This is a genomic window from Parasediminibacterium sp. HNIBRBA5674 (assembly GCF_056745525.1).
In genome coordinates this window covers 22,322-47,095 of sequence record NZ_JBQWIE010000022.1, presented here as the reverse complement: position 1 = coordinate 47,095, position 24,774 = coordinate 22,322, and the positions used below count along the sequence as shown (strand labels likewise).

At 35.7% G+C, this 24,774-nt stretch carries 23 protein-coding genes; 13 read left to right on the top strand and 10 right to left on the bottom strand.

What is annotated here, in order from left to right; all coding sequences use genetic code 11:
• Positions 1-25: 25 nt before the first annotated feature.
• The 6 genes from ACT9TX_RS11805 to cysS all read left to right on the top strand — a co-directional run bounded on the left by ACT9TX_RS11805 (position 26) and on the right by cysS (position 6,832).
• A complete protein-coding gene (locus ACT9TX_RS11805; RefSeq protein ID WP_481338498.1) occupies positions 26-790 on the top strand; it encodes a rhomboid family intramembrane serine protease in 765 nt (254 codons plus the stop codon).
• Positions 791-826: 36 nt separating this feature from the next.
• The gene (locus tag ACT9TX_RS11800) at positions 827-1,744 is read left to right on the top strand and encodes a rhomboid family intramembrane serine protease (RefSeq protein WP_481338497.1); all 918 of its coding nucleotides are present in this window, start codon (positions 827-829) and stop codon (positions 1,742-1,744) included.
• Between the two features lie 4 nt (positions 1,745-1,748).
• Entirely contained in the window at positions 1,749-2,888 is a 1,140-nt protein-coding gene (locus ACT9TX_RS11795) for an endonuclease/exonuclease/phosphatase family protein (RefSeq protein ID WP_481338496.1), read from the top strand.
• Positions 2,889-3,236: 348 nt separating this feature from the next.
• Positions 3,237-4,052: an endonuclease/exonuclease/phosphatase family protein gene (locus ACT9TX_RS11790; protein WP_481338495.1), complete on the top strand. Its 816-nt coding sequence runs from the start codon at positions 3,237-3,239 to the stop codon at positions 4,050-4,052.
• 22 nt (positions 4,053-4,074) lie between these two features.
• Complete coding sequence (locus ACT9TX_RS11785; protein WP_481338494.1) at positions 4,075-5,187, top strand: endonuclease/exonuclease/phosphatase family protein; 1,113 nt, start codon at positions 4,075-4,077, stop codon at positions 5,185-5,187.
• Positions 5,188-5,332: 145 nt separating this feature from the next.
• Complete coding sequence (gene cysS / locus ACT9TX_RS11780) at positions 5,333-6,832, top strand: cysteine--tRNA ligase (RefSeq protein WP_481338493.1); 1,500 nt, start codon at positions 5,333-5,335, stop codon at positions 6,830-6,832.
• Here the strand turns inward: cysS and ACT9TX_RS11775 are convergent, their stop codons facing one another.
• The 3 genes from ACT9TX_RS11775 to nadB form a co-directional block, all read right to left on the bottom strand.
• Complete coding sequence (locus ACT9TX_RS11775; RefSeq protein ID WP_481338492.1) at positions 6,833-7,717, bottom strand: lysophospholipid acyltransferase family protein; 885 nt, start codon at positions 7,715-7,717, stop codon at positions 6,833-6,835.
• Positions 7,718-7,782: 65 nt separating this feature from the next.
• Positions 7,783-8,172 carry a four helix bundle protein gene (locus tag ACT9TX_RS11770; protein WP_481338491.1) on the bottom strand — a complete coding sequence of 130 codons (390 nt, stop codon included), beginning with the start codon at positions 8,170-8,172 and terminating at the stop codon, positions 7,783-7,785.
• Between the two features lie 55 nt (positions 8,173-8,227).
• A complete protein-coding gene (gene nadB / locus ACT9TX_RS11765) occupies positions 8,228-9,823 on the bottom strand; it encodes an L-aspartate oxidase (RefSeq protein WP_481338490.1) in 1,596 nt (531 codons plus the stop codon).
• 272 nt (positions 9,824-10,095) lie between these two features.
• On the opposite strand from nadB, the gene ACT9TX_RS11760 reads away from it, so the two are divergent.
• The 5 genes from ACT9TX_RS11760 to rimM are packed head-to-tail and all read left to right on the top strand — an operon-like array spanning position 10,096 to position 15,137.
• Complete coding sequence (locus ACT9TX_RS11760; RefSeq protein ID WP_481338489.1) at positions 10,096-10,677, top strand: RNA polymerase sigma factor; 582 nt, start codon at positions 10,096-10,098, stop codon at positions 10,675-10,677.
• 12 nt (positions 10,678-10,689) lie between these two features.
• Positions 10,690-12,105 (top strand): outer membrane beta-barrel protein, encoded by a 1,416-nt coding sequence (locus ACT9TX_RS11755; RefSeq protein WP_481338488.1) that lies wholly within the window; start codon positions 10,690-10,692, stop codon positions 12,103-12,105.
• Between the two features lie 27 nt (positions 12,106-12,132).
• Positions 12,133-12,717: a hypothetical protein gene (locus ACT9TX_RS11750; protein WP_481338487.1), complete on the top strand. Its 585-nt coding sequence runs from the start codon at positions 12,133-12,135 to the stop codon at positions 12,715-12,717.
• A gap of 34 nt (positions 12,718-12,751) precedes the next feature.
• A complete protein-coding gene (uvrC, locus tag ACT9TX_RS11745) occupies positions 12,752-14,566 on the top strand; it encodes an excinuclease ABC subunit UvrC (RefSeq protein ID WP_481338486.1) in 1,815 nt (604 codons plus the stop codon).
• Between the two features lie 55 nt (positions 14,567-14,621).
• The gene (rimM, locus tag ACT9TX_RS11740) at positions 14,622-15,137 is read left to right on the top strand and encodes a ribosome maturation factor RimM (protein WP_481338485.1); all 516 of its coding nucleotides are present in this window, start codon (positions 14,622-14,624) and stop codon (positions 15,135-15,137) included.
• A 12-nt stretch (positions 15,138-15,149) separates the two neighbouring features.
• On the opposite strand, the gene ACT9TX_RS11735 is transcribed toward rimM, so the two are convergent.
• From ACT9TX_RS11735 to ACT9TX_RS11715, 5 genes are all read right to left on the bottom strand, one after another.
• Positions 15,150-16,748, bottom strand: coding sequence for a L,D-transpeptidase family protein (locus ACT9TX_RS11735; RefSeq protein ID WP_481338484.1), 1,599 nt, complete (start codon positions 16,746-16,748; stop codon positions 15,150-15,152).
• A 24-nt stretch (positions 16,749-16,772) separates the two neighbouring features.
• Positions 16,773-17,471, bottom strand: coding sequence for an RsmE family RNA methyltransferase (locus ACT9TX_RS11730; protein WP_481338483.1), 699 nt, complete (start codon positions 17,469-17,471; stop codon positions 16,773-16,775).
• Positions 17,472-17,535: 64 nt separating this feature from the next.
• Positions 17,536-18,372, bottom strand: a complete 837-nt coding sequence (locus ACT9TX_RS11725; protein WP_481338482.1) for a universal stress protein — start codon at positions 18,370-18,372, stop codon at positions 17,536-17,538.
• 18 nt (positions 18,373-18,390) lie between these two features.
• Positions 18,391-18,927 carry a Uma2 family endonuclease gene (locus ACT9TX_RS11720; protein ID WP_481338481.1) on the bottom strand — a complete coding sequence of 179 codons (537 nt, stop codon included), beginning with the start codon at positions 18,925-18,927 and terminating at the stop codon, positions 18,391-18,393.
• A 92-nt stretch (positions 18,928-19,019) separates the two neighbouring features.
• A complete protein-coding gene (locus tag ACT9TX_RS11715; protein WP_481338480.1) occupies positions 19,020-20,540 on the bottom strand; it encodes a M28 family peptidase in 1,521 nt (506 codons plus the stop codon).
• A 161-nt stretch (positions 20,541-20,701) separates the two neighbouring features.
• On the opposite strand from ACT9TX_RS11715, the gene ACT9TX_RS11710 reads away from it, so the two are divergent.
• Positions 20,702-21,847: an esterase-like activity of phytase family protein gene (locus ACT9TX_RS11710; protein ID WP_481338479.1), complete on the top strand. Its 1,146-nt coding sequence runs from the start codon at positions 20,702-20,704 to the stop codon at positions 21,845-21,847.
• Between the two features lie 87 nt (positions 21,848-21,934).
• Here ACT9TX_RS11710 and ACT9TX_RS11705 read toward each other — a convergent pair whose 3' ends face one another.
• The gene (locus ACT9TX_RS11705) at positions 21,935-22,672 is read right to left on the bottom strand and encodes an SDR family oxidoreductase (RefSeq protein WP_481338478.1); all 738 of its coding nucleotides are present in this window, start codon (positions 22,670-22,672) and stop codon (positions 21,935-21,937) included.
• 36 nt (positions 22,673-22,708) lie between these two features.
• On the opposite strand from ACT9TX_RS11705, the gene ACT9TX_RS11700 reads away from it, so the two are divergent.
• Positions 22,709-23,440 carry a YjjG family noncanonical pyrimidine nucleotidase gene (locus tag ACT9TX_RS11700; RefSeq protein ID WP_481338477.1) on the top strand — a complete coding sequence of 244 codons (732 nt, stop codon included), beginning with the start codon at positions 22,709-22,711 and terminating at the stop codon, positions 23,438-23,440.
• Between the two features lie 315 nt (positions 23,441-23,755).
• Here ACT9TX_RS11700 and ACT9TX_RS11695 read toward each other — a convergent pair whose 3' ends face one another.
• Positions 23,756-24,766, bottom strand: coding sequence for an NAD(P)H-dependent glycerol-3-phosphate dehydrogenase (locus ACT9TX_RS11695; RefSeq protein WP_481338476.1), 1,011 nt, complete (start codon positions 24,764-24,766; stop codon positions 23,756-23,758).
• Positions 24,767-24,774: the final 8 nt, after the last annotated feature.

Here is a 24,774-nt window from a genome sequence, read left to right as displayed (position 1 = left end):
TCAATTATTAGATTAAATTCAAGCAATGCAGTTTAGACCAAGCAGATTCGAAGTATTACCAGTTGTTATTAAAAATCTATTGATTATTAATGCGCTTGTTTACTTGGCACAACTAACGCTAGGTAAAGAATTTGCCCTTGATGATTGGTTTGCATTGCATACTTGGCAAAGCCAATTATTTAAGCCTTGGCAGCTGATAACGCATATGTTTATGCATGCGAGAGAAAATCCAGGTCACTTGTTAGGAAACATGTTTGCATTATGGATGTTTGGCTCTACACTTGAAAACACCTGGGGTTCTAAACGGTTTTTAGGATTTTATTTAGTGTGTGGTTTAGGCGCAGCATTTTGTCATTTAGGAGTATTATATTTTGAGAATGAAATGATGATTAATGCGTTCAAATCGATTTCGGTAAACGATGCTAGCGGTATTCAAAACTTTATTATCAAATATTTGCCAGTACCTCAAGAAATTCCATATAACTACGATATCGCCTCTCAAGTATTAGAAGTTCGACTTAATGAAGCTACAATTGGTGCATCGGGTGCTGTTTTCGGCTGCTTAGCAGCTTATGCTTATTTATTCCCTAATACCTACTTGTATGTGTATCTTTTAATCCCTATTAAAGCAAAATGGTTTGTGTTGCTGTATGCTGGTTTTGAATTTACGCAAGCTATTAGTAATTCTGCTGGTGACAACGTTGCGCATGTGGCACACTTAGGTGGTGCGTTAGTAGGTTTTTTACTGGTTTATTTTTGGAACAAAAACAACCGAAGAACGTTTTATTAATAGTATAATAACTTATCATCAAAAATATCTTAGCAAGTGAGTGATTATAAACAAAGACGCATACCGCTTTTAGGGCAAGATAGCAATGCGCTTACATGGCTAATTATTATTAATGCTAGTGTATTTATTATTCTAAACTTCCTAAAAATTGTTTATAGTTTATCAGATATTCCTGATGAATTATTTCAACGCCAAATACTCAATTGGTACACATTACCAGCTTCTCTAGAAAAATTATCTTCAAGGCCTTGGGTTATTTTATCCAGCTTTTTCACACATTTTGGTGTGTTCAGTTTGATTGGTAGCTTATTGTGGCTTTGGAGTTTTGGTTATATTTTACAAGATTTAACGGGTAATCAAAAGCTAATACCGATTTATATTTATGGTGGTGTGGTTGGTGCTTTCTTCTTTGTGTTTACTAATAATATCTTTCCCGTATTGGCAAAAGATGTAGATACTGTACCAGATATGATGGGCGCAAGTGCTTGTTTAATGGCAGTAGCAGTTGCAACTACCACTTTGTCGCCAGATTATCGTATTTTTCCGCTTATAAATGGTGGTATACCGCTTTGGGTACTTACCATTGTTTTTGTTGCTATTGATTTTGCTTCAATCGGTAATGGTAAAGCAGGTATTGGTATGGCGCATCTTGCAGCAGGCGGTATGGGTTTTTTGTATGTAAAGCAATTGCGTAAAGGCAACGATTGGGGTGCTTGGATGGTTAGTTTGTGGCAATGGTTGGATGATTTATTTAACCCAGAAAAAAAGCACGTTGTAAAAAAAGAGAAAGACCGTTTGTTTTACAAAACAAATGCTAAACCATTTGTAAAAACCCCAAATCTTACACAGCAAAAGCTAGATGAGATATTGGATAAAATCAATACAGAAGGTTATCATCTATTAACTAACGAAGAAAAGGATTTTCTAAAGCGAGCCAGTAAAGAAGAATTATAAATTGATGGCAAAAGCAATCTCTGCAATTTTTAAAAATGCAACTAAAACCTTTATCCTTACAACTACTGCAATTTATATTGCAGCAAGTTTAACGTCTTATATTAACCCAATTTATTGTAGCATTTTTACCTTTCTTGCACTAGGGTTTCCTTTTATTTTATTGGTAATGTTATTAGCAAGTTTCCTTGCTTTTTTTTGTTTTAAGAAATATGCTTGGGTTTTTGTTATGCTTTTATTAGTTGGGGCTAAAAATATAGTTGCTACTACAGGTTCACATCTATTTACAAAAGTATTTTCACAGCAAAAACCTTACGGCACCATACGATTATTATCTTGGAATGTTAATGAATTTTATCCATCTGAAAGAAAAAGAGATACCGCAAATAGTGCACGACAAAAAACGCTTGCTTTTATAAAGATGACAAATGCAGATATTATTTGTTTGCAAGATTTTCGTAACTATCCAAACGATAAAAATTACCGCTCTAACATTTTACACATAAAAGACTCGCTAGGATATTCATATTATTACTGTTCTGTTGATAGAGAATCTGAACATATGCCATCGAAAGAAGATATATATGGTTGCATTATTTTTTCAAAATTTCCGATAGTAGATACAGGTAGAATAACCTATGATTCAAAAGATTTTCCCGAGCATTTAGGGTTTTCAGATATTCTTGTAAACAATAAAAAAATTCGCTTTTACAACACGCATTTAAGTTCTATGCAGTTAACCGCTGAGCGAAAAAATGCGGGTTTAGATTATACTTACATACAAGACGATACAGCTATTTTACTTAATAAAAGCAAACTTGAACGTATTACTATTTTCGATTCTTTTCACGTAAAGCAAGCCCAGTTAGTAAAAAAAGAACTGAATAAATCGCCAATACCATTTGTTTTCTGTGCTGACTTAAATTCTGTACCATCTAGCTATGTGTACCATCATATTAGTAATGGTTTGCAAGATGCATTTTTGCTAAAGGGCTTAGGTTGGGGGCCAACTTACGACGGCTTGTCACACACACTACGAATAGATGTAACCTTATTATCACCACAATTGAAAGTTATACAACATTATTGCCCCAAATTAAAAGCATCAGACCATTTTCCTTTAGTAACTGATATCGCAGTGCCATAAATCCAAGAGTTTCATAATTACAATGGCAAAATGAAAAGAAGAAGATATTTAATATTGGTCATTAAAAGCTCAATGTTAATAAATACAGCCTTGTATTTATTAGCCTCTTTAACACCCTTTCTTCGATATTCAAGTTTAAAATTTGGTGTGCTTCTATCTATCGGCTTTCCTTTCCTATTGCTATTAAGTTGTGTTTCTGCTATTTTAAGTATCTATTTTTTCAGAAAGCAATCGTGGCTATTTTTTTTCGTAGTTATTTGGGGATTTACAAATATTCGTTCCACAGTAGCATTTAATTTGAAAACAAAACAACCCAATCAAATAAAAAACCAGCATAACTTAAGAATTTTGTCTTGGAATGTTAAAGAATTTATCAGTAACGAAAGACGAGCAGACACGTTAAAACCAAACTTTCGAAGGCAAATACTTGATTTTATTAAATCTACTAACGCTGATATTATTTGCTTACAAGATTATCGAGATTTTCCAGAAGATGGCTGGAACTATAATAATAGAAAGTATATCATTGATACTTTAAAATATCCATTTTGCTACATTTCAATTGATGACACTATATGGTTAGACCATCCTTTAGATGGCTATGGCACTGCAATATTTTCAAAATATCCAATTATTAACACGGGAAGAGTTGCGTACAATTTTAAGCATAAGCCAGAACATTTAAATTTCGCAGATATATTAATTCAAGACAAAAAGATTCGTTTTTACAATACACATTTTAGGTCTATTAATTTAGGAGCATCGGTGAAAAATAGCAAAGAAGACTATTCATTTATTCAGGATGATACTGCAGTAATTTTTAATAAAGGAAAATTGTCGCGACTTTTATACTTTGATTCTATACACGTTAAACAAGCAGAGTTAGTAAAACAACAACTTAATAAATCGCCAATACCATTTGTTTTCTGTGCTGATTTAAATTCTGTACCATCTAGCTATGTGTACCACCATATAAGCAGTGGTTTACAAGATGCATTTTTGCAAAAAGGCTTGGGTTTGGGGCCAACTTATGATGGCTTATCTCATACACTACGAATAGATGTAACCTTATTATCGCCACAACTGAAAGTAGTACAACATTATTGCCCTAAACTTAAAGCATCTGACCATTTTCCTTTAGTAACAGATATTGCATTGCCGTAGCTTTTTTTGCTTACTTTAGTGTATGGCAAAAAATTTGGGACGTTCTATTTTTAAAACTTCCATACAAATACTCACCGTTTTGTTGAGTATCGCCTTTTTGCATGTGTGTTTAGTGCCTTATATTAGTTCTGCAAGGTTTTGGTGGGTGGGCTTTGCAGGTTTAGCAGCGCCTTTTTTAATTGTATCCCTCATTTTTACAATTGTATTTTGGCTGTACGCAAAACCCAAATGGTCCTTATTGCCAATCCTTGTTCTTGCACTTGGCTACAAGCAGGTTGATGCGGTATTTGCGTACCATTTTAAAGCCACTTTTAATCCTGAAAAACTAGAAAACACTTTGCGAATTGTAGATTGGAACGTTCAAAGTTTTAATGGATTATCTAGTAACAAGCAAGTGAAAAAATTAGTGCCAAACGACATTGCCGAAAGCATTAAAAGATTAAACGCTGATGTGCTTTGTTTGCAAGAATTTAACCATTCTAAAACTGAAGCCGGTAATAATATTGGCTTGTTTAAAGAGTTGTACCCGTACTATTATTTTTCTAAAGATTATAAGCGCAGCGCAAGTGGCTATTTTTCTGGTTGTATTATTTTCTCAAAATTTGAAATAATCGATACTGGTAAAATCAATTATCCAAAAGCAGAAAGCTTAATTTTTGCCGATATACTGAAAGGAAAAGATACCATAAGAATTTATACCACGCATCTACAATCGTTTAAGTTTAAGAAAAACGATTACGATAATATTGATAAGATAAAAGAGCAAGAAGACGATGCCTTGAACGCATCTAAAAATGTGTTTAACAAAATGAAACCTGCTTTTCAAAGAAGAGGTGTACAAGCTGGTATGGTGCACGATGCAACAGCGCAAAGTCCTTATCCTACAATAGTTTGCGGCGATTTTAACGATGTACCTAATAGCTATACTTATTTTACCATTAAAGGCGATAAGCAAGATGCTTTTTTAAAGAAAGGTTTTGGTATTGGTAGAACATTTATCTCTATTGCACCCACGTTACGTATAGATTATGTGCTGGCCGATAAGCAATTTGATGTACTGCAATTTGATATGGTAGATGAAGGACTTAGTGACCATATTATGTTGGTTACAGACTTGAAATTAAAAAGTAAATAGCATCTTCTTATATTCGCATCATAATGACATTTTTCTACACCATATACTGTTGCTGTTGTTAATACAGCCATCCGCTATTTTTGCAGCGGTTTTGCCTTGTTGCGTTTCATTTTCACATTATTTTCAAAATCACGAATAGACCATCATGTCTCTAAAAGTATATAACTCATTAACTAGACAAAAAGAAGTATTTAAAAGCATTACAGAAGGCCGTGTAGGTATGTATGTATGTGGCCCTACAGTAAGTGGCGAAAGCCATTTAGGCCATGCAAGACCATATGTAACATTCGATGTGGTACATCGCTATTTATTACATCTAGGGTATAAAGTGCGTTATGTACGTAACATTACAGATGCTGGTCATTTTGAAGAAGAAGGTAGAGAAGCCGAAGACAAAATAAGTAAGAAAGCATTGCTAGAAAGGCTTGAGCCAATGGAATTGGTACAGAAGTACACCAATATGTTTCATTGGGCTATGGATCAATTTAATACCATACCACCAAGTATTGAACCAACAGCTACTGGACATATTGTAGAGCAGATAGTAATGATTGAGAAGATCATTAAAGATGGTTACGCTTATGTGGTAAATGGCTCAGTATATTTTGATGTAGAGAAATACAATACCGATTTCTCTAAACTAGGTATGCCTTACGGTATGCTTAGCGGCAGAAACTTAGAGGATCAATTAGATACAACGAGAGAGCTATACAACCAAGAAGAGAAAAGAAATAGAGCTGATTTTGCTTTATGGAAAAATGCGCCACCAGAACATATTATGCGTTGGCCAAGCCCTTGGGGTGATGGTTTTCCTGGCTGGCACATTGAGTGCAGCGCTATGAGTAATAAGTACTTGGGTGATGAATTTGATATACATGGTGGTGGTATGGATTTACAATTTCCACATCACGAGTGTGAGATAGCGCAGAGTGCCGTTTGCAATCATAAAACCATGGCTAAGTATTGGATTCACAACAATATGATTACCATCAATGGTAGAAAGATGGGCAAAAGCTATAACAATGTAATTAAGCTGAGTGAATTGTTTACAGGTAATCATCCGTTGCTTGAGCAAGCTTATCATCCAATGACTATTCGTTTTTTCATCTTGCAAAGCCATTATAGAAGCCCTTTAGATTTTGGTAATGAAGCCTTAAAAGCATCAGAAAAAGCATTTAAACGCTTATGGGAAGCTTATGATAATTTGAATAAGTTTGAAGTAGGTGATTGGCAAATGACTGATGCAGAACTAGATGCAAAAGTGAATAAACTGGTTGCAGAATTTGATGAGTTTTTGGATGATGATTTTAGCACCGCCAAAGTGATTGCAAATATGTTTGAGCTAGTGCCAATTATTAATGGTATAAAGGATAAACATGTTGCTATAGAAGCGTTGCAGCCAACAACCATTAGTTTACTTAAGCAACAAATGAAGACTTTTATAGAAGATATTTTTGGCCTAAAACAAGATGCAGTTGGTGGTGATAAATTAAAAGGTATTATGGAATTACTCATCACCTTACGCAAAGATGCAAAAGCTAAGAAAGACTTTGTAACTAGCGATAGAATACGCAATGAATTGGCAACGCTTGGTGTACTTATTAAAGACGAAAAAGGTGGTGAAATGAGTTATACTATTGAATAATTAATCTACTGCTAAATGTGCGTGATGTTCTGGATTAAATACATGCTTCCACCTACGGTGACTCCATAAATAATTAGAGGGTTCTTGTTTAATAGAATCCTCTATTTTTTTGATTAGTATTTTTGTAAGTTCGCCGTCTTTATAATTGTTTGGCGTAGTAGTAATTAGTTCAAATACACCTTTGTAATAACCTCTTTTTACTTTGTAAAAATGCGTATAAACAATGGGCAAATTGCCCATTTTGGCCCCACGTTCTGGGCCTTTTACAAATGGTACTTTTTTGCCAAAAAAATCCACCCAATAAGCTTTAGATGTATTAGCAGCATTTTGATCTGCTACCAAAATAAGCGCATGTTTACTTTTTGCATAGGGCTGAAACTCCTGAGAAAAATTGGTTGCGGAAATAAGTTTTGTTCCAAACCGAGAACGAATCTCAAACATTAGTCGATTAAAAATTTTACTTGACACAGGTTTGTAAGCTACTACAAATGGATATTTACAAGTTTGGCCAACTGCTAAATTTGCTACTTCCCAATTAAAGTAGTGACCTGTGATTAACTGTACCCTTTCATGCTCGCTAATAAGATTATTGACTACTTCTATGTTGGTTACAAAACGCTTTTTAATTTCTTTTTCTGAGATTGATACTAGCTTTATTAACTCGATAAAATTGTCTGTAAAATTCTTGTAAAAAGCTTTGCCAATCTGCGTTCTTTCGGCCCCAGTTTTATCAGGAAAGGCAACTTTTAAATTATCAGCTACTATTTGCCTGCGATATTTAAATACATAATATACAAGAAAATAACAGCCATCGCTTATTAAGTAAATAACAAACCATGGTAGTAGTGATAGTAAATAGAAAATGGCGTAAATTATGTAGTACATTAGTTTTTAGTTTGGAGTTTGTAAGTTTATGTAATAGTTTAAATAGTTTATGAGTTTAGCGGCCACTACTTAAACTTTACACCTCTCAAGTCAGAAGCTTGAATGCTTTGTATTAACGAACGAATAAGTCTAGAAATTTCATTAATCATCACTTTTAAAAAATTGAATCTTTCTATTGTAATGATTTGAAAGTCACAAACTCTGTACAACTGTGAAAGGCATTCCATTAGTGAACCGTGTGCTATCGTTAGGAAATTCTTAAATTCTAAGTTTCCCATTCTACCAAAACCTTCGGCAATATTATCCATTACCGAGCCACTTGCAGCCTTTAATTGATTCTTTAGTTCAAAATCTCTAGCTGTTTCAATACTTTTAATATCAGCTTGTAACTCAATGCAAAAAGCCCTTGCTTTCTGCCAAGCAATAATATCTTCAAGTTGTTTAAATGTACTCATTATTGGTCTTAAAATAAACTTATAAACCTTCTTAAACTCATAAACTATTAATGAACTAAAGAATAATATTTTGCAGCAAACTACTTTTTTCTATGTGGTCTGTATTGTAATGTAAGCCTCTACTTTCTTTTCTAAATTCTGCCCCTTTAACAATTAGATAGCCAACCGTAATTAAGTTTCTTAGCTCACATAATTGTGGCGAAACCTTTGTGTTACGATACAATTCTTCTGTTTCTTCATACAATAAATCTAAGCGTTTCATGGCACGTTTCAAGCGCACATCTGTACGAACAATACCTACATAGTCGCTCATTATTTGCTCAAGTTCTTTACGACTTTGTGTAATCAAAATCATTTCTTTTGGCTCGCTAGTACCTTTAATTTTCCACTCTGGTATGTTGGTTTCAAATGCTATTTCTTCTACACGATTTACAGTATCTAAATAACATCTATGGCCAAAAACCATTGCTTCAAGCAAACTATTGCTAGCTAAGCGATTGGCGCCATGCAAGCCTGTACTTGCACACTCACCACAAGCGTATAAATTTTGAATAGATGTTCTGCCGTATTCATCAGTTTTAATACCACCGCAACTGTAATGTGCTGCTGGTGCTACAGGTATCATGTCTTTAGCTACATCTATACCTATGCTTAAGCATTTTTCGTAAATGTTAGGAAAATGGTGAATGAACTTTTCTAGGTCCATATGTCTGCAATCTAAGTACACATGTTCTGTACCATTTTTCTTCATTTCATTATCTATAGCTCTAGCAACAATATCACGAGGGGCAAGGTCTTTACGTGCATCGTAACGCTCCATAAAAGCTTCACCTTGCTTGTTTCTAAGTATGCCGCCATCACCACGTACAGCTTCTGTAATTAAAAAGGAAGGACTTTCGCCTGGTTGGTACAAAGCAGTAGGATGAAACTGTATAAATTCCATATTTTCTATTCTACCTTTTGCTCTATACACCATAGCTACACCATCACCTGTAGCTATGCGAGGATTAGTTGTGGTTCTATAAACTTGCCCATTACCACCAGTAGCTAGTAAGGTAATTTTAGACAAGATGGTATCAATTTTATTAGTTTGTAAGTTTAGAACGTACACACCAAAACAAGTAATATCAGTAGTAGATTTTGTAACCAAATAACCAAGGTGGTGTTGTGTAATGATGTCTACTACAAAGCAATGGTTAAGTAATTGTATGTTAGCGGTATTTTGAAGTTCGTGCAGTAGGGCTCTCTCCATTTCTTTACCGGTAACGTCTTTATGGTGTAGAATACGGTTTTCGCTGTGGCCGCCTTCTTTACCAAGTGCATAGTCACCATTATCATCTTTGTCAAATCTTGCACCGTATTCTATAATTTCTTTAATGCGCTCAGGGCCTTCTGTTACTACTATTTCTACCGTTTTGGGATTACATAAACCGTCGCCTGCAATTAGGGTATCTTCTATGTGTTTGTCGTAGCTGTCCTTTTCTTCGTCCCACACACCTGCAATACCGCCTTGTGCGTATTTGGTATTGGTTTCGTCGGCTTGGGTTTTGGTAATTACAACAATGGTTTTATCAGGATGCGCTTTGGCGGTTTTTAAGGCGTAAGTAAGCCCTGCAATACCGCTACCAATTACTAAAAAATCTGTTTGCATATATGTTTGTGTATGTGCTGTTGTGTGGAAATAGATAAGCCTGCAAATTTAGAAAGGCTGGCAGAATAAATAACCTAAAATTATATGAATTGTTTGCTAGTGCAAATGTGGGCAAAGCTGCGTAGCGATAAGAACGTAGAAGTGTGCGCAACAGATGATAAATAGTAGTACAAATGCTGATGACAAAAAAATGCTGATTTTTTTAAAAATAAATTGCAAAGCAGCGCTTGGTTTATAAAAATGTCTATATTACGGGTGAAAACATTACCCCGATGACGGAACAAACCATAATACAAGGTTGTTTGCAAAACGATTTGTTGGCACAAAGAGAGTTGTACAATATGTACAGCCCTAAGATGCTAAGTGTTTGTTATCGATTTGCACAGCATAGAGAAGATGCTGAAGACATGCTTCAAGAGGCTTTTATAAAGGTGTTTACACAAATACACACGTTTCAAAACAAAGGTGCTTTTGAGGGTTGGATTCGCAGAATAGTTGTGCATACGTGTATTAATTTTTTAAAAAAATACAAGAAGTTTAATGAGCATATAGACCTTGATTATGCCAATAACTTGTTTGTAAAAGAAGAGTCGATACCATCTATAATGCAAGCAAAGCAAGTGGTTGAATGTATAAGACTGCTGCCGCTAGGATATAGAGCTGTATTGAACTTATACGCTATAGAAGGCTACAGCCACAAAGAGGTAGGCGAGATGCTTGAAATAGGTGAAAGCACTAGTAGAAGTCAATATACAAGAGCAAAAGCAATGCTTGAAACGATATTGGTGAAGAAAAGAATTATTGAGCATCCAAAACCTGAACTAAACTGGATGACCACAATAAGAAACAAATGATGACAGAGGTGTATGAATGACCAAAACAACAGAGACGCATTTGAACAGTTTTTAACTGACGAGACAGACAAGCATCATATGTTTGCGTCAGATGCTGTTTGGGCAAATATTAGCAAGCAGGTACAGAAAGAGAAATCTTGGCCAGCGCTTACTATTGTTGCCTTCTTTATTGTTATTGGGCTAAGTGTAGCTACTATTTTAAATTACCCGCCAGATAATATTTTAGCCAAAGCACATTACAACGATAGTGTTCAGCTAGCACACCAAAAAGAAGCCGCCGCTATTATTGCCAGTAAAGCAAAAGATGATGATTTAGAGTCTCGTATTTCTTCTCAAAAAATTACTGCAAAAACATTCGCAGAAATAGAAAAACACCAACAAGCTTTGGCTTTAGCAGCAACTGTACCTGCTGTCGCAGTTGTACAAGCTAAACCAGAAGTTGCAGTTACAGAAAAAGTGTGTAAGCCACTCGCAGTAAAAGAGAATGTTCTGGCAAATAATGACTTGCCATTTACCAAAGAAGAAAATCTACCACTAACTACTGCCACGACAACCGATGATGTTGCAGCTACATCCAATACTGACTCAGAAAAAAGTAATGGTAAAACTGGTGAAAATGATGCCAATGAAGGTGTAACTGATAATGTGTACAAAGACTATTTTGCTGCGCTACTTAAAAAGAAAGTAACAAGAAAAAGCACAAGATGGACGTATGATATTTATGCAACACCATCTAAAAGCTATAGAAACCTAGAAGACGATAAAGTACGAGACCAATACGCTACTACAAGCATACCAAATGCAATAAGTAATAGCAGTACTACCACATTAGGCAATGCTGTAAAACATAAGCCAGCCTTAGGTTTAGAGGCTGGTGTTGCTATTGGTTATAATCTTACTAATAGGCTTGCTATTAAAGCTGGTGTACAGTTTAATATTAGGCAGTATTACATTGATGCTTACCAAACATTTGGTATTGCAACTATTGCTATTGTACAGAATAACCGTTTAGATTCTTTAAGTTTTTATACAAGATTTGGTAGTGCTGGTAGCAGTTATACCGAAACAAAATTGGATAATAGATTGTATCAATTATCGTTGCCGCTTGGTGTAGAATGGACAGCTTTACTAGGAAAGAAACTTGGTTTGAATGTAGGGGCTTCTGTTCAGCCTACATTTACTTTAAACAAAAATGTGTACCTTATTTCTACTGATTATAAGTACTATGCAAATGGTGAGTCGTTTTTTAGAAAATGGAACGTTAATACTGCAGTTAATCTAAACTTTACTTACAAACTAAATGGCGGAAAAATATACATTGGTCCTCAAGTACGCTACCAACATTTACCTACTTACAACGATGCCTACCCAATTAAAGAATATCGATTGGATTATGGTGTAAAAATTGGCTTTATTAAAGGATTTTAATTGTAGCTGAACGAATAATTTTGCAGCATGAAACAAAATGTTCTGTTGCTGTTATTTATATGTGCTTTCGGTGCTTATAGCTGTAAAAATAAATCTGCCAAAGCTGAAACTACTAGCAATGCCGATACTACGCACTTTTTTAGTATTGGTAATTTTTTTATCAGTGATGTTAAAGAGCTAGAAAAGACACCTTATCTTATTTACCAAATTACTACCAAAGCCAACGGTACTAAAGATTCTAGCACTATAGACAAAACTGTTTTTGCTTCATTGGCTAAGCAATTTATAGCTTGCGATATTAGCGATAGTGTACAAAAGCAATCTTATAAAGAAGTAGCGTTTAAAGACAATTCTACCAAGAGTATTACACTTAATTATAGCACCGCTAATAAAGACTTGCCTGTACAAAGCATTGATGTATTGTTTGATGAAGAGACAAACAATGTAAGGCGTATTTTTATAAGACAAGCATTAGACAACAAAGACTCATCTACAACTGTATTATATAGCTGGAAAGCCAATAAAAGTTTTACCATTACAAAATCGGTAGTTAAAAAAGATGGCACAAAATATACCGAGCAACAGTATGTAAACTGGAACGATAAGAACTAGTGATACTATTTGTTTACTGAAGAAGATTGATGAAATGACGCAGCAAGAATATCAGAATATAGCACATACCATACCGCATCAGCCGGGTATTTATAAGTACTACGATGTTAGTAACGAGTTGTTGTATGTAGGTAAGGCAAAAGATTTGCGCAAGCGCACAAGCTCATATTTTTCAAAAACCTTTACTAGCTACAAAACCCACGAATTAGTTCAGCGTATTCATCGCTTAGAATTTACAATTGTAGATACTGAGCAAGATGCTTTTTTGCTTGAAAACTCTTTAATCAAGCAGTTTCAGCCAAGGTTTAACATCAACTTAAAAGACGACAAAACCTATCCTTTTATTGTTATTAAAAAAGAGCCTTACCCTCGTATTTTTTTAACACGAAGGAAGTTTAATGATGGCTCAGAATACTTGGGCCCATTTACTTCTTCAGGCAAGGTTCGAGAGCTTATAAATTTTATTAAACAGTACATACCGTTACGTACTTGCAAGCTTAATCTCACAGAAAGCAATATACAAAAGGGTAAGTTTAAAGTATGCTTAGAATATCATTTGGGCAATTGTAAAGGCCCATGCGAAGGCTTACAAACATTACAAGATTACAATGAAGGTATTCAACAAATGCGTGATTTGCTAAAGGGTAATTTAGGCTCTGTTATTAGTAAATACAAAGCGCAAATGCTTGAATACGCAACTAATATGCAGTTTGAAAAAGCTGAAATGATGCGAAAAAAATTAGAGCATCTTGAAAGCTATCAAGCTAAAAGTATTATTGTAAGTAAGCACTTAACCAATCTTGATGTTTATTCAATTTTAAAGGATGAGAAAACGGCTTATGTAAACTATTTAATGGTGCAAGGTGGTACTATTGTGCAAACACATACTGTACAACTTGAGCCTAAATTGGACGAAACAGAAGCAGAGGTTTTAAGCTTTGCGATTGCCAATTTGAGAGAAACATTCAATAGCCTTAGTAACGAGATTATTGTACCATTTGAGGTAGAAGTTGCTGATCCGAACATCACTATTACTATACCAAAAGCAGGTGACAAAAAGAAGCTGCTAGACCTTAGCTCAAAGAATGTAAACTACTACCAAGAAGAAATAAGAAAGAAGAAAATTCTACACTTAGAAGGTAAGAGCGATTGGGAAAAGAAAAATGTGCTGTACGAGCTACAAGAGTATTTACAACTACCCGAAGCGCCTGTGCATATTGAGTGTTTTGATAACTCTAACTTTCAAGGGGCTTACCCTGTAAGTGCTATGGTTTGTTTTAAAGATGGCATAGCTAGCAATAAAGATTATAGGCACTATAATGTAAAAACAGTGCAAGGCATTAACGACTTTGCCACTATGAAAGAAGTGGTGTATAGGCGTTATAAAAGATTAACCACAGAAAATTTACCACTACCACAATTGGTAATTATAGATGGCGGTAAAGGGCAATTAAGTAGCGCTATGCAAGCTTTGGGAGAACTGAATTTAGTAGGCGAAATGACGGTGGTAGGCCTTGCGAAAAATGAAGAAGAAATATTTTTTCCTGGTGAAAGTGAATCGGTAAAACTGCCTTGGGATAGCGATAGTTTAAAGTTGATTAGACGCATACGTGATGAGGTACACCGCTTTGGCATTACCTTTCATAGAAACCAACGCAGTAAAGGCACGTTTAAGAACGAATTAGAAAACATAAAAGGCATTGGTAAACAAACAGCCACAGATTTACTTAAAGCGTTTAAATCGGTGAAAAATATTCAAACTAAAACCGAAAAAGAACTGACAGAAATTATAGGTTTATCAAAAGCAAAATTGATATTGCAGCATTTTAACACAAATCAAAATGGTTAATAGGGATTGGTTGAGTCTATAGACTTTCACTTTTCACTTTTCACTTTTCACCACAATGATAGATTACATCAACATAGGGAAAATAGTAGCGCCTTTTGGCTTAAAAGGCGAATTAATTTTAAAACATGGCCTAGCTAAGAAACTAGTTTTGAAAAATGTAGAAGCGCTTTTTATAGAGGAAGTAAAAGGTAGCTATTTGCCTTATTTTTTAATAGCGTCTAAAGCTAAATCTCACGATGAAACTTATGTAGAAGTTGAAGGCATTGCTACTAAAGAGCAGGCGCAAAAATTAGTACAAAAGCAAGTGTGGTTGCTAGATGCAGACTTTAGAAGATTAGCAGGTAATGCAAGTCCTATTTCGCTTTTAGGCTTTACTATTTTTGATGATGGTACGGCAATAGGTGTAATTGATGAGGTAATAGAACAGCCGCATCAAGTACTATTGCAAATAGATTATAATGGTAATGAAGCGTTGATTCCCTTGCACGAAGAAACCATTGATAGAATAGATAGAAAAGCCAAAGAAGTACATTTGTTTTTACCCGATGGCTTGTTAGATATTTATCAATAGAAACACTTTCGTTTATTTTTTTGCAAAAAGTTTATCCGCCATTTTAGCATCATGGTGATAAATATCGTCTCTAAAATTTAGCAAACCATCTCTATCTACCCAAGCTGTAAAATACTTAATTGTTACAGGTACAGTAGGCTTAATGGTCAGCCACTTTTCCTTTGGCAGTTTCATTAAGGTTTTAATAGAATCCATCGTGTACGTTGTATCTCTACGAAGTAGAAATTGTGCCAGTTTTGCTGGCTCGCCTAGTCTTATACAACCATGGCTAAATGAGCGTTTTGATGCAGAAAACAATTCTTTGTTAGGCGTATCGTGTAGGTAAATATTGTAACTATTAGGAAATAAAAACTTTACACCGCCAAGAGAATTTGATGCTCCAGGTTTCTGCCTTACTACAGGTATTTTACCATGATAGCCTGTAATTTCCATATTGTTTTTTGCTAAGTAATTAGGATCTCGTTTCATGGCTGGCATTACCTCTTTCTTGGTAATATCATCAGTAACATTCCAATAAGGACTAAATACTACGTAGAGCAATTTGCCGTTAAAAATTACGGTACTATTGGCTGCTGTGCCCACCACAACATTCATGTTAAAACTGTACTTGCCAGAATCGTACACATGTAGTTTGTACTCAGGAATATTTACAATTAAATGGTCGGTGGTTAATGTATCTGGCAACATCCATCTTGCTCTTTCCATATTCACCAGTATCTTACGTATCAAGGTATCAATTGGTCTATTCAATTCTTTAAAAGTGGCTGCACCCACTTGACCTGTCGCATTTAAGCCATAGCGTTTCTGAAACTGTTTTACTGCTTTTAGTAGTGTGGTATCAAACTTTGGTGAAGTATCCGTCATAGCTAAATCGCCAAAGGCTATTAAGCGCATTTTTACTTGCTGTACAACAGTATTTGAGTCGCCTTTTTTTAATGATTTTACTGTAGAAATTGAATCCCATTTGGCATTGTTTTTCAGCGCATAGTATTGTAGTAAATACTTTTCAAGTTGCCTATAATCTGAATTTAAGGGCTCGTAATCATCTAAGCCTTTGCCCTTGGTTTTCATCATAGAATCTAAGGCAGCTTTTACATCTATCTTTTTTCTAGGAATAAACCAGCCCAATTCTGTTGCATTAATATCGCTGCCTTGGTACACTTTAGACGTGTACTTAAAAAACTGCCCAGTAAGTAACAATTCTGCTTTTATTACTGCAGCATCTTTAGCATCGGGATGAAAGCTATGATTATTAAATTGCTCGTATAATTTTTGTAGCTCTTGGCTAAAAATGCTACTGTCTTTAATGTCAGCAATGTAGCTGTTTTGTAAATTGTAAAAGTTGTGCGATTGCTCTATTAAGCCACTTGTATCAAACCATGCAAACTCGTAGTTGCGATGCCTATAAAAATCGAAGAAATCTTGCTTAAACTTTGCCAAAGCACTATCGCTAGCGATAAATTTATCAAGCTGTACACTATCTAAAAATAGGTTGTTGTACGATGTTTGTTCGTTAATAGAAGTATCAGTGGTAATAATCTTTCTAAGCTTGTTTTTACAGCCTATCATTACCACACCAACAACCATACATGCAAGTAGCACTTTGCGCATAAGCCTATCAATTCTTTTTTAAAATTAAGTATTTACCAGTAAAGCCGCTGCTACAACACCAGCTGTTTCTGTGCGCAATCTTGTATTGCCTAAGCTTACTGGCTGATAATGGTGTTGCAATGCCATTTCTATCTCTGGTATTGAAAAGTCACCTTCAGGACCAATCAATATCTGTGTGTCATTAGCAATATCTAAGCCACTTATTATTGCTTTATCACTTTCTTCGCAATGGGCTATTAATTTTTGAGCATTTGTACTTTTTTCAATAACGCTTGCAACAATGGTTGGCTCGTGTAAAATAGGTAGCCACACTTGTTGACTTTGCAGCATCGCAGCTATTACAATGCTTTGCATTCTGTCATGCCTAAAATGTTGGCGCTCTGTTCTGTTACACAGTAATGGTATAATGTCTGAAATGCCCATTTCAGTAGCTTTTTCTAAAAACCATTCAAATCTATTGGCATTTTTAAGTAACGATATACCAATACTTATTTGCCTTGTACATGGTGGTAAAAAGCTAGTGCTTTCTATGGCTACAGTGCAATGTTTTTTATCGCTTTTGATAATGGCAGCAACGTAGGCATTGCCTTTGCCATCGGTTAATTGTAAGCGTTCGCCTTCTTTCATGCGCAACACTTGTACACAATGCTTACTCGTTTCTTCGCTTAGTATTATTGAAGATGCAGCTACTATTTCTGGTTGATAAAAAAAAGGTAATGCCATTAAAAACAAGATTAATAAAAAAGCCTCTACTTAAAGAGGCTTTAACGTATTTTTTATTCACAATCTAGTCGTGTACTACCATTAAAGGTACATGGCTATGAAATGCTAGTAGCTTAGTGTGGCTACGTTTAAAAATGGTTTCGAACCAGCCATGTTTTTTAGGTATAGTAACTAATAAGTCAACATTTTTAGAATCTACAAAGTCATTAATGCCATCAATAAAGGAAATATTGTTTACAAAAAAGTATTGAGGGTTGTAGCCTTGTAGCAAGCTATTCAGTGTTGCCATTTGCTCGTCTTTATCGGTATCATCTTCACCATCATTTACATGTAGTACAAAAAACTGTGCTTGAATAGTATCCAATAATTTTTTCAAAGGCGCAACAGGTGTTGTAGTGGCTACTTTTTTTAAGTCTACAGCAAGTGTAATTTCTTCTATGGTTTTAAATGCGGCATTTGGTGGCACAATAATCATTGGTACAGTAATTGCTTTAGCTACATCTACAGTATTGCTGCCTATTAAGTTTTCTTCAAGTGCATTACCACCTGTAATGCCCATTACCACTAATGCTGCACCAGTTGATATAATAGCTTCGCTAATACCATTTACCAATGTATTAAGATTACAAAGTTGCTCTATTGTTATCGTGCTGTCACAAGCATGGCTAATATCTTCTGCAAAAGCTGTTAGCCCTGTTTCACTAATGCTTTTATACGTTTCAAGGTCTACAGGCATAATAGATGGCACTGTAGGATCGATAGAAATTGACGGCACAACGGCTTCATAGGCATTGTATAGCACCACTTTAGTAGCACCTACTTGTCTTGCCAGCCCTAAGGCATATAAGGCGGCATTTTTTGCCGTAGCTGAGAAATCTGTTGGAACAAGAATAGTTTTCATGATTAATTTTTTATTGTATTACCAAATAGCCGATAAGTCTACATCAATTTTACAGTTGTCATCAAGTGCAAATGTGTAGTTAACGGCGTGACCTTTTTCTTTTAAAATATATTCACCGTTTGCCAATTCGTATAGCTCAATTTCTTCGGTATCTGGCGAAACAATCAAATAATATTTTACGCCATTGGTTTCATAAATAGCATACTTAGTGTGCCTATCTTTTAACGCTGTAGATGGTGATAATACTTCTACAATAAGGCTTGGGGCAAAATCTAAATAACTAAGTTTTGGCTCACCACAAATTACCAAAACATCAGGTTGAAGTACAGTGTCTTCTGCAACTTTGTAGTCAACAGGATCGTACACATGGCAATGCTTGCAATCTTTTAAAGCTGCATGTAATACCGCACCCAAAGCCATTGTAATTCTTTGATGTTTAGTAGTTGGTGCAGGGCTCATAGCGTAAGGAAAGCCATCAATTAATTCCCACTTTCCTTCCCATAACAAATAGTCGGTGTAGGTATAATGTGGTAATATTTTTACTGGATATGCCATGCTTTTATTTTTTGTAAAGTTACTTTTTATCGTTAAACAAAAACACCCTTTTCTATCATAGAAAAGGGTGTTTAAAATCATGTTTTTTAATACTAACGGCTAGGCATATTTAAAGGAATATCTCGCTTTAACATTTGGTCTCTATTAGCCATTACCCAAGCTGTATGGAATATTAAACGTGTACGTTTTTCCATCAACTCAAAGTTAATTTTATCTACAGTATCTGTTGGTCTGTGATAATCTGCTAGCAACATACCATCGTAGAAGAACAAAATAGGCACACCCATTCTTGCAAAGTTGTAGTGGTCGCTTCTGTAATAAATTTGATTCTTATCGTTAGGATCATCGTATTTATAATCTAAGGTAAGGTTGGTATATTTTTTATTAACGGCCTCGTTAATGACTGGCAAATCACTGCTTAATTTATCATGACCAATTACATAGATATAGTTAGTAGTATCAGCAGTTTTACGTTCAGTATCTATTCTACCTACCATGTCAGTGTTTAAGTCTACAGTTGTTTTTGCTAAAGGATACAATGGATGTTCAGAATAATATTGAGAACCCCAAAGGCCTTTCTCCTCACCACTTACAGCCAAGAAGATAATGCTTCTACGTGGGCCATTACCTTTCTTTTTAGCGGCTGCAAAAGCTTCTGCCATTTGCAATACGCTAGTAGTACCGCTACCATCATCATCTGCACCGTAGTAAATAACAGTATCACGTTTACCTAGGTGGTCGTAGTGGCCACTTAATACCACATACTCATCTTTTTTATCGGTACCTTCTAGTACACCTATTACGTTGCTACTTTCTAGATTGGTGGTTACTTTATTTACATCAAGCTTTGTTTCAGCATAGTAAGTGCCTTTGTTTACTTCTTTCAATTTGTCAATTGATAAAGTAGAAGTTCTTCCCAATAATGCTGATGCAATTTCTTCAGAAACAGTAACGGTAGTAAAAGTGCTAGTAGCTTTTGTTAAAAACATTTCACCCTTGGTAGCAGTAGCTACTTTTCTAGGAAAAGTATTTGAAATCAATACAACACCTGCTGCACCTTTGGTACGTGCCATGCCAGCTTTTGCAAAAAATGCTGTAGGGCCGCCTCTACGTGTAGGTGCGTTTGCAGCTGGTTTGTAATCTGCAGGTGCACCATCTAAAAATAAAACCACTTTACCCTTAACATCAATATTGGCAAAGTCTTCAGGTAAGCCATAGCCTAAAAATACCACTTCTTTAATGTTACTAACGCCAGTAGCAGCGCTTTGTACAGTAAATGTAAAATCTTTATCTAGCTGAAATGGCTTGCCATTCACAGATAGTTTTACGCCAAGCAACTCATCTTGATACACAGGATATACTTGCTGATAGCTATCACCATTGCCTGGCTTTAAGCCAAATTTTTTAAACAAACTTTCTATGTAAGCAGCAGCTTTTTTCTGACCAGGTGTAGCCGTTTCTCTACCTTCAAATTCGGCACTAGCAATTACAGACAATTTTTCTTTTAATGACTTAGCAGTAATGGTGCCAGCAAACTTTGCCGCAGCATCATCGTTTTGTGCCATGGCAAACATAGAAGCCAATAGCATGGGGGTAAACAGTAGTTTCTTCATGATTATGTTTTAAAATAAGCGTTACTTTTTATAGTAGCGAATGTGAAAGATAACATCTGTAAGCATTTGCCAATAATTTTTTTGGATGAATGGGAAAGAATGCGCTTTAAGTTTCTATAAAAGCCTTGTAGTATCTGTATTTTTGAAACTCAATCAATCGCATGAAGGGTTTAATTATCATAAGTTTAAGCTTACTGTTATTCGCTTGCACAGCTACTAAAAGTGTTCAGCAGCAACCTACTATTAGCAGCATTTCTGCGTTAAAATTGTTGGGTGAAATAGATGTACCACACAACCTACAATTTAAAAATACTACTGTTGGTGGCTTAAGCGGTATCGATTACGATTCAGCTAATAATCTTTACTATCTTATTTGTGATGATAGAAGTAGTATTAATGCAGCAAGATTTTACACGGCTAAATTATTTACAAGCCTAAAAGGCATAGATAGTGTGGCTTTTGTAGATGTAACTTTTTTACACCAGCAAGATGGCTCAGTATACCCTAATAGTAAACAAAACCCTGCTAAAATACCCGACCCAGAAGCCATTCGCTACAATCCTGTAACCAAGCAATTAATATGGACAAGCGAGGGTGAGCGTATTGTAAAGAAGAACGATACAGTGCTTGCCAATCCTGCAATTACCACTATCACTACCGATGGTAAATATATAGATACGTTTAAGTTGCCATCGCAGTTAATAATGCAAGCCATAGACAAAGGGCCAAGGCAAAATGGGGTGCTTGAGGGCTTAACATTTACCAATAATTACAAGCAATTGTATGTGAATGTAGAAGAACCTTTGTATGAGGATGGCCCAAGAGCCATGCTTACTGATACAACTGCTTGGATACGCATTTTTAAGTACGATGTAAAAAGTAAAAAGCAATTAAGGCAATACGCGTACAAGCTAGATCCAATTGCCTATCCTGCTACACCTACAGATGCCTTTAAGATAAATGGTGTACCTGATATATTAAGCATTGGTAACAATAAATTATTGGTAATGGAACGCTCTTTTTCTACTGGTAGATTGCCATGCACCATTAAAATTTATGAGGCAGATTTGAATGGCGCTACTAATATTCGTAACAACCCTTCGCTACAACAGCATACAAAGTTTACAACAGCTACCAAGCGCTTAATTTTGAATTTAGACAGCTTGGGTATTTTTACAGATAATGTTGAAGGCATGACGATTGGCCCTACTTTACCTAATGGTCATCGCACATTAGTTTGTGTGGCTGATAACAACTTTGCAGCATTTGAAAAAACGCAGTTTTTTCTGTTTGATATAATACCATAAAAATACTTGTCACATAGACACATAGAATTGCTGAGATGTTTATAAATAAACTATGTGACTATTGTTGCTATGTGGTGAAAATAAAAACTACAAATCGCCCAATTGTGGCCTAAGCACAATGTCTTCCATTACAGCTTGTGCCGATAATTGCGATGCTGCAAATACCATTTTAGCTACATCATTGGCTTCCATTATGCGGCTTTCTTCTACACCACTACCTATCCAGCTGTCGGTATAAGCAGCACCAGGCATTACTGCCGAAACCTTTATGCCATAAGGTTTTAACTCTTCACGTAGGTTTTTACTAAAGCCAAGTAGCGCATATTTACTAATGCTATAGCTACCACCATTAGCATAAGCTTGTAGCGAAGCAATGGAACAAATATTAAAGATGCTACCACTTTTTCTTTCAATCATGGTTGGTAATAACAATCTTGTTAAGTGATAAGCACTGTACAAATTGGTTTGTATCATTTGCTCTAGCAAACCATCCTCTTCATTATGTATTGAACCCGGTAAAAACTGCCCAGCATTGTTCACAATAATATCTGGTGTACCATATTGTAAGCACCATGTAGCAAAGGCAAGCACTTCCTCTTTTACACTCATATCTACAGGCATGGCTTTTATGGTGCATTCAGGAAATTCTAATAATAGTTCTTCCATCATTTTATACAGTTGCAATTCGCCCCTTGAACATACCAATAAGGTATAGCCTGCGGCGGCAAATTGTTTGGCAATGGCTTTACCTAAACCCTTAGATGCACCTGTAATCACAATTATTTTGCTGTGGTTTGTTGTATCCGATGTATTTTGCTGATTCATTCTAGTAAATTAAAATTGTTTCTGCAAACATATCGTATGAGTCACTTACAGCAACCTTTGTTTAACCCTAATCGTAAATACCAGCATCTTTTTTTTGATCTTGACCATACCATTTGGGATTTTGAAATGAATTCAAAAGAAACCTTGGCTGAATTATATGATACACACCAGCTTGCGCAAAAAGGTATTGCTGATTTTGAACTATTTTTTGAAAGATATAATGAACACAACAATCGCTTATGGGATAGATACCATAAGGGTTTTATAAAGCAAGACGAGCTAAAATGGAAACGTATGTGGCTGACTTTGTTGGATTATAAAATTGCAGACGAACCCTTGTCAAGACAAATGGGGCAAGAATTTTTAACCATTCTACCCAATCAAACCAACTTATTTCCCTACACGTTCGAGATATTAGATTACTTAACCGAAAGGCAATACGACCTACATTTAATTACTAATGGTTTTGAAGCCACACAGCGTAAAAAGCTTGCCAATAGCAAGTTAGAGGGTTATTTTAAAGAAATGATTACGTCTGAAACAAGCAATAGCTTAAAGCCACACAAAGATATTTTCGACTATGCTTTTGCAAAAACCAATGCCTTGCCTGAGAGAAGCATTATGATTGGCGATAACCTTGATGCCGATATTCAAGGTGGTATAAACGCAGGTATTGATACCGTGTTTGTAAATCACATAAATGCACAACCACACGTAAAAGCTACTTACGAGGTAACACACTTGAAAATGCTAGAAAGCATTTTTTAATTCGCAGTATGTTGCAGCAGTTTCGCAGTATGTTGCAGCAGTTTCGCAGTATGTTGCAGCAGTTTCGCAGTTGCTGATAAGGCTTCGCACTATGTTGTAGTAGTTTCGCTATTGCTGCTAAAGCTTCGCAGTATGTTGCAGTAGTTTCGCAGTTGCTGCTAAAGCTTCGCAGTGTGTTGTAGTAGTTTCGCTATTGCTGCTAAAGCTTCGCAGTATGTTGCAGTAGTTTTGCAGTTGCTGCTAAAGCTTCGCAGTGTGTTGCAGTAGTTTCGCAGTTGCTGCTAAGGCTTCGTACTGTGTTGCAGTAGTTTCGCATTAAAACAATATTTTCTCTATCGATTTAAAGCCTTCATCGGCAGGTTGTTGTTCCCAAAGTATTTGGTAAATAGCTGTAGCAATAGGTATGTCAGCTTGTAGCAATTTATTGGCTTGATAGATACATTTACTTGCATTGTAGCCTTCTGCTACCATGTTTAGTTCTAATTGCGCAGATTTTACGCTGTAGCCTTTACCTATCATGTTGCCAAATGTTCTGTTACGGCTATAAAGTGAGTAGCAAGTAACCAACAAATCACCTAAGTAAACAGATGCAGAATAATTGATGCTACGCTGTTCTTCTTCGCTTTCTTTATCCCAAACTAGTTTGCGACAAAAAGCAGCCATTTCTGCGGCTGCATTAGCTATGTACACGCTCAAGAAATTGTCGCCATATTCTAGGCCATGCGCTATACCTGCACCAAGCGCATAAATGTTTTTAAGTACCGCTGCATACTGCACACCAATGATATCATGGTTTACAATAGTGTTTAAATATTCTGTTTTAAAATTATCGGCTATAAGACTAGTTGCTGCTTCGTCTTTACCTGAAAAGGTGAGATAAGATAATTTTTCAGATGCAACTTCTTCTGCGTGGCAAGGTCCAAGAACGGTGAAATAATTACACAATGACACGTTGAAATTGTCGTACAAGTATTCGTTAAGCAGTTGGTTATTTGCAGGCATTAAGCCTTTAATAGCAGAAATAATTTTTTTGCCTTGCAAGGCATCTTTGGGTAAGCTAGCTAAAACATCTACCACATAAGCAGAAGGAATTGCTATTACCAAAGCATCTGACTGAGCAACAACTTCTTCAAGATTACAAGACAGGCGCAGTTGATTTGTATCAAAGTATGCCGAACCTAAATAATGAGGATTGTGCCTACGCTTTTGTAGGTAAGCAATGTTTTTTTCGTTGCGAATAAACCAATTAATGGTATTGCCATTATCGGTTAAAATTTTAGCCAATGCTGTGGCCCAACTACCGCTTCCTATCATTCCAAATTGCATGGCACAAG

Excerpts from the sequence above, each read along its gene's own strand:
- ACT9TX_RS11805 (WP_481338498.1), top strand. The coding sequence starts at position 26 with ATGCAGTTTAGACCAAGCAGATTCGAAGTATTACCAGTTGTTATTAAA.
- ACT9TX_RS11795 (WP_481338496.1), top strand. The coding sequence starts at position 1,749 with ATGGCAAAAGCAATCTCTGCAATTTTTAAAAATGCAACTAAAACCTTT.
- ACT9TX_RS11785 (WP_481338494.1), top strand. The coding sequence starts at position 4,075 with ATGGCAAAAAATTTGGGACGTTCTATTTTTAAAACTTCCATACAAATA.
- cysS (WP_481338493.1), top strand. The coding sequence starts at position 5,333 with ATGTCTCTAAAAGTATATAACTCATTAACTAGACAAAAAGAAGTATTT.
- ACT9TX_RS11775 (WP_481338492.1), bottom strand. The coding sequence starts at position 7,717 with ATGTACTACATAATTTACGCCATTTTCTATTTACTATCACTACTACCA.
- ACT9TX_RS11770 (WP_481338491.1), bottom strand. The coding sequence starts at position 8,172 with ATGAGTACATTTAAACAACTTGAAGATATTATTGCTTGGCAGAAAGCA.
- nadB (WP_481338490.1), bottom strand. The coding sequence starts at position 9,823 with ATGCAAACAGATTTTTTAGTAATTGGTAGCGGTATTGCAGGGCTTACT.
- ACT9TX_RS11760 (WP_481338489.1), top strand. The coding sequence starts at position 10,096 with ATGACGGAACAAACCATAATACAAGGTTGTTTGCAAAACGATTTGTTG.
- ACT9TX_RS11755 (WP_481338488.1), top strand. The coding sequence starts at position 10,690 with ATGAATGACCAAAACAACAGAGACGCATTTGAACAGTTTTTAACTGAC.
- ACT9TX_RS11750 (WP_481338487.1), top strand. The coding sequence starts at position 12,133 with ATGAAACAAAATGTTCTGTTGCTGTTATTTATATGTGCTTTCGGTGCT.
- uvrC (WP_481338486.1), top strand. The coding sequence starts at position 12,752 with ATGACGCAGCAAGAATATCAGAATATAGCACATACCATACCGCATCAG.
- rimM (WP_481338485.1), top strand. The coding sequence starts at position 14,622 with ATGATAGATTACATCAACATAGGGAAAATAGTAGCGCCTTTTGGCTTA.
- ACT9TX_RS11735 (WP_481338484.1), bottom strand. The coding sequence starts at position 16,748 with ATGCGCAAAGTGCTACTTGCATGTATGGTTGTTGGTGTGGTAATGATA.
- ACT9TX_RS11730 (WP_481338483.1), bottom strand. The coding sequence starts at position 17,471 with ATGGCATTACCTTTTTTTTATCAACCAGAAATAGTAGCTGCATCTTCA.
- ACT9TX_RS11725 (WP_481338482.1), bottom strand. The coding sequence starts at position 18,372 with ATGAAAACTATTCTTGTTCCAACAGATTTCTCAGCTACGGCAAAAAAT.
- ACT9TX_RS11720 (WP_481338481.1), bottom strand. The coding sequence starts at position 18,927 with ATGGCATATCCAGTAAAAATATTACCACATTATACCTACACCGACTAT.
- ACT9TX_RS11715 (WP_481338480.1), bottom strand. The coding sequence starts at position 20,540 with ATGAAGAAACTACTGTTTACCCCCATGCTATTGGCTTCTATGTTTGCC.
- ACT9TX_RS11710 (WP_481338479.1), top strand. The coding sequence starts at position 20,702 with ATGAAGGGTTTAATTATCATAAGTTTAAGCTTACTGTTATTCGCTTGC.
- ACT9TX_RS11705 (WP_481338478.1), bottom strand. The coding sequence starts at position 22,672 with ATGAATCAGCAAAATACATCGGATACAACAAACCACAGCAAAATAATT.
- ACT9TX_RS11700 (WP_481338477.1), top strand. The coding sequence starts at position 22,709 with ATGAGTCACTTACAGCAACCTTTGTTTAACCCTAATCGTAAATACCAG.
- ACT9TX_RS11695 (WP_481338476.1), bottom strand. The coding sequence starts at position 24,766 with ATGCAATTTGGAATGATAGGAAGCGGTAGTTGGGCCACAGCATTGGCT.